Raw genomic sequence first — 7254 nt, 5'->3', positions numbered from 1 at the left:
TCTATTTGAAAGAGTTAAGTGCTTTGGCATTTTTTAGTTCCTTATCGTTTATTTTAGTTTCGTCAAAACCTAATAAACTATATTTGGAACTCTCTTTCAACTATTTAAAACTTTCAGAATACAATCTAGCTGTTCTACAGAGTTATCTACAAGATCTCTCTCTGAAACTTTCACCTTGTCAGTGCTTTTTAAATGGTTAATTAAATCATCACCAATTTTTCTTGAAACTGAATTTTCTTCTTTAATACTTGATCTAATATGTAAAATCTTTCTCATATTTATACTCTCTCATGTCATTACTATGATTATAATTTTATATTTCAAATCTAGTAAAAAATACAGACTAATTACATATAGTAGAAATTTTTATAAAAAATTTATATCTTTGCTAAAGTTCATAATAGAATCTTTATATCACTTGAAATTATAATCTATCTCCTAAAAATATAGGTTTAAAGAGGTTAATATGATTATTGTTTCAGCAATTACAATGATAAGTTTGGCGATATATATGACAGCTACGCTTATATATCCAGAGAAATTTTAGCTTATAGGAGAGTATAGCTATGAGTTATAATTTTATTTTGTTTGTGGTTTTTATATTTACATTAGTGATTATTACTAAACCACTAGGAACTTATATATTTAAAGTATTTAATAATGAGAGAACATGGCTTGATTGGTTTGCAAAGCCTTTTCAAAGAGTATATCTATTAATACTTGGGGAGAGCTCAAAAAAAGAACAATCAGCGAAAAGTTATTTTTTTAGTTTACTAAGCTTTTCGATTATGGCATTTATCTTTGTTTTTGTAGTATTACTTTTGCAAGGCCTATTACCTTTTAATCCACAAGAAATTAAGGGAATGGGGTTTTCTCAAGCATTTAATACCGCAGTAAGTTTTGTTACAAACACTAATTGGCAGAGCTATAGTGGTGAGACAGGTGTTAGCTATTTCTCACAGATGTTTGCTCTTTCTGTCCAGAACTTTGTTTCAGCAGCAGTTGGGTTATGTGTTGCAATAGTGTTAATAAGATCTGTAGCGAGCATGAGGCTGCTAAAGTTGACAACTTTTGGAATGATTTGGGTAAAGCTATATTTTGGATTTTACTACTAATATCTATCATAATCGCTATTGTATATATATTCCAAGGTGTGCCACAAAATATTATGGCATATTTACATGTACATACTTTAGCTGGTAGTGATCAAGTCATTGCTCAGGGACCTATAGCATCGCAAGAAGCTATTAAGTCCTTAGGTACAAATGGTGGAGGTTTCTTTAATGCAAACTCTGCTCATCCTTATGAGAATCCAACTATAATTACAAACCATATTCAGATGGTTTCAATATTTGCTATAGCTGCGGCATTAACTTATACCTTTGGTAAGTGGGTTGGCAACACCAAGCAAGGTTGGATGATATTTGCAGTAATGTTAGTACTATTTGTGATATCTCTAATGGTTATGACAATATCAGAGCTTCATGGCTTAGATTTTTTACATAGCAAAAATATCCAAGATATCTATGGGCAAGTTGGTCATTTATCAAATATCGAAGGTAAAGAGACTCGCTTTGGGATATTTAACTCAACCTTATATAATACTGTTTCAACATCTGCTTCAGATGGCGGTGTAAATAGTGTCATGGATAGTTATTCTGCTATAGGTGGAATGATGGCGATGCTAAATATGGCTATAGGTGAAGTTATATTTGGTGGTGTTGGTGCTGGATTTTATGGCTTCTTTATGTTCTTGATGTTAGCTGTATTTATCGGATCATTGATGATAGGTAGAGCACCAAGCTTTTTGGGTAAGCGTATCGAAGCTAATGATATGAAATGGACAATGTTTGCTCTACTTATATCACCATGTTGTGTATTAGTATTTACAGGTTTGGCAGCAGTTATTCCAAGTGTGCATCAAGCATTAACTAATAATGGTGCGCATGGTTTTTCAGAGATACTTTATGCTTATATCTCAGGATCTAATAATAATGGTAGTGCTTTTGCAGGTTTAGCAGCAAATACTAGCTATCTGAATATTACAATAGCATTGAGTATGCTTATTGGACGTTTTGGAGTTATATTTGCTGTAATGATGCTAGCAGGATCATTAGTTAAGAAAAAACGTAGTTCACAAATGAGTGAAATAAGCTCACTTGATACAACTAGTTTTATTTTCTCGGTCTTAGTGTTTTTTACAATAGTCCAAAAAAATCTCCTAATTTATTGTCAAAAGAACTTGTAGTTCCAGCTATAAAGAAGTCTTTTACAAAATGTGATCCTCGTCAGATGATCAAAAATCCAGTAATGTTCTGTGTCGAAGTTGTGACTATTTTGTGTACACTATATCTAGTTTCAGAAATTGTACATAAACAAGATATTGGCTTTACATTACAAGTCGTAATATGGTTATGGTTTACAATATTATTTGCAAACTTTGCTGAAGGCATCGCTGAAGGAAGGGGTAAAGCTCAGGCTGATACTCTAAAAGCTGCAAAATCTAAGCTTTTTGCTCTAAGGGTTGAAAGTGATGGTAATGTCACAAAAATAGATGCAGAGAGTTTAAAGATTGGTGATACTGTTATTGTTGAAGCAAATACTCTAATTCCTTGTGATGGTGATGTTATTGAAGGTATGGCAACAATTGATGAATCTGCTATTACTGGTGAATCTGAACCTGTTGTTAAAGAAGCCGGCTCTGATAATTCTGCTGTGACTACAGGTACAAAAGTTCTTTCAGATGCTATCAAAGTTAGAGTTACATCTAATCCAGGTGAGAGCTTCTTGGATAAAATGATAGAACTTGTTGAGGGAGCAAAGCGTCTTAAATCTCCAAATGAGATTGCCTTAACTATTTTATTGTCAGGATTAACACTAATCTTTATATTTGCGATTTGTTCTTTATATGGCATGGCAATGTATAGTAATACAGTTTTATCAGCTGTTGTTTTGATTGCTCTTTTTGTGACATTGATACCAACTACAATAGCTGGCCTACTATCAGCTATTGGTATATCTGGTATGGATAGACTTCTAAAGTTTAATGTTGTTGCTTTATCTGGGAGAGCTGTCGAGTCTTCAGGGAATATTGATTTATTACTCCTAGATAAAACAGGTACGATAACTCTAGGCAATCGCTTTGCTACGGATTTTATTGCTTTAGGGGCAACATCTTCAGATGAGTTAGCGCATGCTGCTTGGTTAAGTTCACTTGTTGATGAGACACCAGAAGGTAAGTCTATAGTTAAGTTAGCAGAACAGCGTTTTGGGTTTAAACAATCCTTTGTAGATATATCTGAAGCTGAAATTATACCTTTCTCAGCATATACAAGAATGAGTGGCATAAATTACCAAAGTCTTGAAGTAAGAAAAGGGGCAATCTCATCAATAGAAAATTATCTTAAAGATAAGCTTGATAAAGGTCTTCTAAAAATGTTTAGAAAAGTAACAGAGCAGATATCAGAGCAGGGAGGCACTCCTCTAGCAGTGGCTCATAAAGATAAGCTATTGGGTGTGATCCATCTTAAAGATGTTATAAAGCCGCATATCAAAGGGCGCTTTGAAGAGTTACGTAAAATGGGTGTGCAAACTGTTATGATAACAGGAGATAACCCATTAACAGCCGCTACGATAGCTGCAGAGGCAGGCGTTGATGATTTCGTTGCTCAAGCATCCCCTCAAGATAAACTAGACTTTATAATCAAAGCACAAAAAGATGGCAAAACAGTTGCAATGTGTGGAGATGGTACCAATGATGCACCAGCTCTTGCACAGGCTGACGTTGGTATTGCTATGGCAACAGGGACGTCTGCAGCTAGAGAAGCTGGAAATATGGTTGATCTAGATTCAGATCCTAAGAAGATAATTGAAATAGTTAAAATTGGTAAACAAATACTTGTAACTAGAGGAGCATTGACAACATTTAGTATAACTAATGATATTGCTAAGTATTTTGTGGTGATTCCAGTATTATTCGTGACAGCATTTCCTAGTCTTGGTGCGCTTAATTTTATGGGGTTACATTCCTCAACAAGTGTAATACTTTCAGCAGTTATATTTAATGCTCTAATCATTATCTTTCTGATACCTATGGCATTGGTTGGTGTGAAAAATGTTGTAGCATCATCACAAACCTTGTTACGAAGAAATCTTCTATATTATGGTTTAGGTGGTGTGATAGTACCTTTTATAGCTATTAAGCTGATAGATATGCTTATAACAGCTATGCATATAGTTTAAGCAAGGAGTTAATCTTATGAAAAACTTATTTAAATCTTTTATGGCGATGTTTTTTCTTACCATTGTGCTTGGTTTAGTTTATCCATTTTTTATAATTGCAATTGGATATGGTGTCGCACATAATCAAGCTACAGGATCACAAGTTTATTATAATGGCAAAGTAGTTGGTTCAGAGTTGATTGGGCAAACTATGCCAGATAATCTGTTCCAGTCTAGACCATCAGCATCAGGATATAATCCATTAGCTACAGGTGGTACTAATTATGCAGTTAATAATCAGACACAGTTACAAGATGTTAAAAATAGAATTAAAGACTTACAAGCTAAGTATGGTGTTAGGAAGCCTATTCCAGAAGATTTGGTTTTTGCATCTGGTAGTGGGGTTGATCCAGAGATAAGTTTGCAAGCTGTGCTATATCAATCAAAATATATAGCTCAAAAGAATAACCTTTCTATAGATCAGGTTAATAAACTTATCAAAGAGAATACTAAAGAGCATCTCTTTAATGTGGCTACTGTAAATGTTTTACCATTAAATATAGCTCTTTTACAACTAATAGGTAAAAATTCTCAAGGTATATCTAGTCTGATATAATTATATTCTGTGAATATTCTCAACAACTTTAATAGCATTGCTTAAGGCCTCTATGGATAATCAGCAAAAAGTAGATGCACTACTAAATCTAGCAAATAAAAGTCAAGAATCTAAGAAAGGTAAGCTAAAGATTTTTTTAGGTTATGCCCCTGGTGTTGGTAAAAGCTACGTGATGCTTAATAATGCTAGAGCTCTACAAAAAGATAACAAAGATGTGGTAGTTGGGCTTCTTGTTAGTCATGGTAGAGCTGATACGCAAGCTCTATTAGAGGGATTAGAGGTAATGCCACTTAAAAAAGTGATATATCGAGGTAAAGTGTTTGAAGAGCTTGATGTAGATGCAATAAAAGCAAGAAAGCCAGATATAGTAATAATCGATGAATTACCACATTCAAATTTGCCGACATCGCGAAATAAAAAAAAGATATATTGATATCGAAGAGCTTCTTGACGAAGGCATTTCTGTTTATACTGCGATAAATATTCAGCATATTGCTAGCTTATCTTACGAAGTTACTCAATTAACACAGGCTAATGTGAATGAGATTGTTCTTAATGATTTTATTCAGTCTGCAGATGAGCTTGTCGTTGTAGATGTTAGTCCAGAAGAGCTTATCAAGAGATTAAAACAAGGTAAAGTCTATAAAAGTGATGCAATTAATAGAGCGTTAGAAAGATATTTTCAGTATACGAACTTAACTATATTGAGAGACTATACATTTAGGATGGCAGCAAACCATGTTGGTCAAGATATTCAACAATATAGAAAGTTGTATCAAAATGGCAGTGCGATACCTACATCACCATACGTATTAGTTTGTTGTGGTTATGATGAAGCAACACCTAGTTTACTGCGTAAAGGTAAGCTTTTAGCTACAACATTAAATGCTCGATTAATAGCTATATTTGTCCAAAAACCAAATAAAGTTACAAAGACTAGATTAAACTTTGCCGTTATCAGACGCTATAAGATGTTAGCAAATAGTTTAGGTTATAATATTGAGCATATTCTTGGGAATAGGATTTCTGATACGATACTAGAATATGCAAAGTCTATAGGAGCTACTGATTTAGTTATAGCCAAGTCAATACGCCCTAAGTGGAAAGATAGGTTTTTTGGATCTCTTGTTTATGATGTTGTTCGTAATAACAATACGGGAATGCAAATCCATATTGTTTCGATAAATAAAAAAGAATGTAAGGCCGAAGAGCCACCGCGACATAAAAAGATAAACATAAAAGAGTTAATTTTAGATACTATAAAGTCAGTCTCGATAACTGCGATATCGGGAGTATTTATATTTTTTAGTTTGAATATTGCTGGATTAGTGTCTCAGACATTATGTTTCTTATTAGTTCTCGCTGTGTGTGCGTATAGGTATGGTCTGATACCATCGATATTATCCTCTCTAGTAGGATTATTTTTATATGTATACTTATATCTTGAGCCTAACTTTGTATTTCATATATCTAGTTTAGCGGGAATAATTACATTTGCTTTGTTTATGGCCATCGTTATATTTTCGAGTCATGTAATTCTACGTACAAAAAGAGCATTTACTCTTCTTAAAGAGCGAGAAAATAATATTTCTGTATTATATCGATTTACAAAGATATTTAATGAGAAAAGTTTAGATAAAGATTTACGTCCAATATTTTTAAATGCTTTGGAAGAGTATTTTAAGTGTGATTTTGTATTTTTAAGTGTTTCAAATGGCGAATTAGAATCTTCAGCATTTCCACAACATCCAAATTTTAACCAAAAAGAGTTAGCAGCAGTAAAGTGGAGTTTTAAGTATAAAGATAGTTGCGGTAAGGGGACTAATACTTTCGCGGGATTGGACTGGGCGGTTGAGCCACTAGTTATAGAGAGTAGAGTTCTTGGTGTAATAGCTGTTTATCTAAGCTCAGAAGAAGCTGTGGAGAAAATAGTCACAGACAGTGTGATTTTAAATAGTATGCTATCTCATATATCGCATTTATTACTTAAAAGAAATCTTGAAAGGGAGGAGAAAAAGTCTCTAGTTCTCGATGAGCAGCGAAGATTACAAAAATCGATGTTATCTTCAGTCTCTCATGATTTAAAGACTCCTCTAGCATCTATAATGGGTGCCTTAAGTAGTGTTAAATCATTTAAAGAATCTTTTACTCAGGAGCAACAAGATGAAATGATTGATTTAGCTTTGACAGAGTCTAAAAGATTAGATAACTATATAGATAATATAATTCAGATGTTAAAAGTAGACTCAGGAAAACTTTCTTTGAGTATAAGAGATATGAGTTATACTCGAATCTAGTGTATGATGAAAATCTAATATAGAAATAAGCGGTGTATTCGCAGCAGAATGATAGAATTATTTTGCAAAATATAAACTCTTAACTGAGGAATACACACATGACAAAAAGTAACATAATAG

The 7254-nt window shown here is 33.3% G+C and carries 2 protein-coding genes and 3 pseudogenes; 4 read left to right on the top strand and 1 reads right to left on the bottom strand.

Going from position 1 to position 7254, the window contains the following annotated elements:
• Nucleotides 1-123: 123 nt before the first annotated feature.
• Nucleotides 124-276: pseudogene (locus tag F8C69_RS07770) on the bottom strand (FMN-dependent NADH-azoreductase); the annotation flags it as partial.
• 290 nt (nucleotides 277-566) lie between these two features.
• On the opposite strand from F8C69_RS07770, the pseudogene kdpA reads away from it, so the two are divergent.
• From kdpA to F8C69_RS07750, 4 genes and pseudogenes are all read left to right on the top strand, one after another.
• Nucleotides 567-2248 (top strand): annotated as a pseudogene (kdpA, locus tag F8C69_RS07765) (potassium-transporting ATPase subunit KdpA).
• Complete coding sequence (gene kdpB / locus F8C69_RS07760) at nucleotides 2230-4242, top strand: potassium-transporting ATPase subunit KdpB (protein ID WP_159184799.1); 2013 nt, start codon at nucleotides 2230-2232, stop codon at nucleotides 4240-4242. The pseudogene kdpA and the gene kdpB overlap by 19 nt, the downstream one beginning before the upstream one ends.
• 16 nt (nucleotides 4243-4258) lie before the next feature.
• Complete coding sequence (locus F8C69_RS07755) at nucleotides 4259-4837, top strand: potassium-transporting ATPase subunit C (protein WP_159184798.1); 579 nt, start codon at nucleotides 4259-4261, stop codon at nucleotides 4835-4837.
• Between the two features lie 52 nt (nucleotides 4838-4889).
• A pseudogene (locus F8C69_RS07750) lies at nucleotides 4890-7119 on the top strand (sensor histidine kinase); the annotation flags it as partial.
• Nucleotides 7120-7254 lie beyond the last annotated feature (135 nt).

Source organism: Francisella noatunensis subsp. noatunensis (assembly GCF_009823375.1).
Taxonomy (GTDB): Bacteria; Pseudomonadota; Gammaproteobacteria; order Francisellales; family Francisellaceae; genus Francisella; species Francisella noatunensis.
This window is presented reverse-complemented; position numbering and strand designations above follow the sequence as displayed.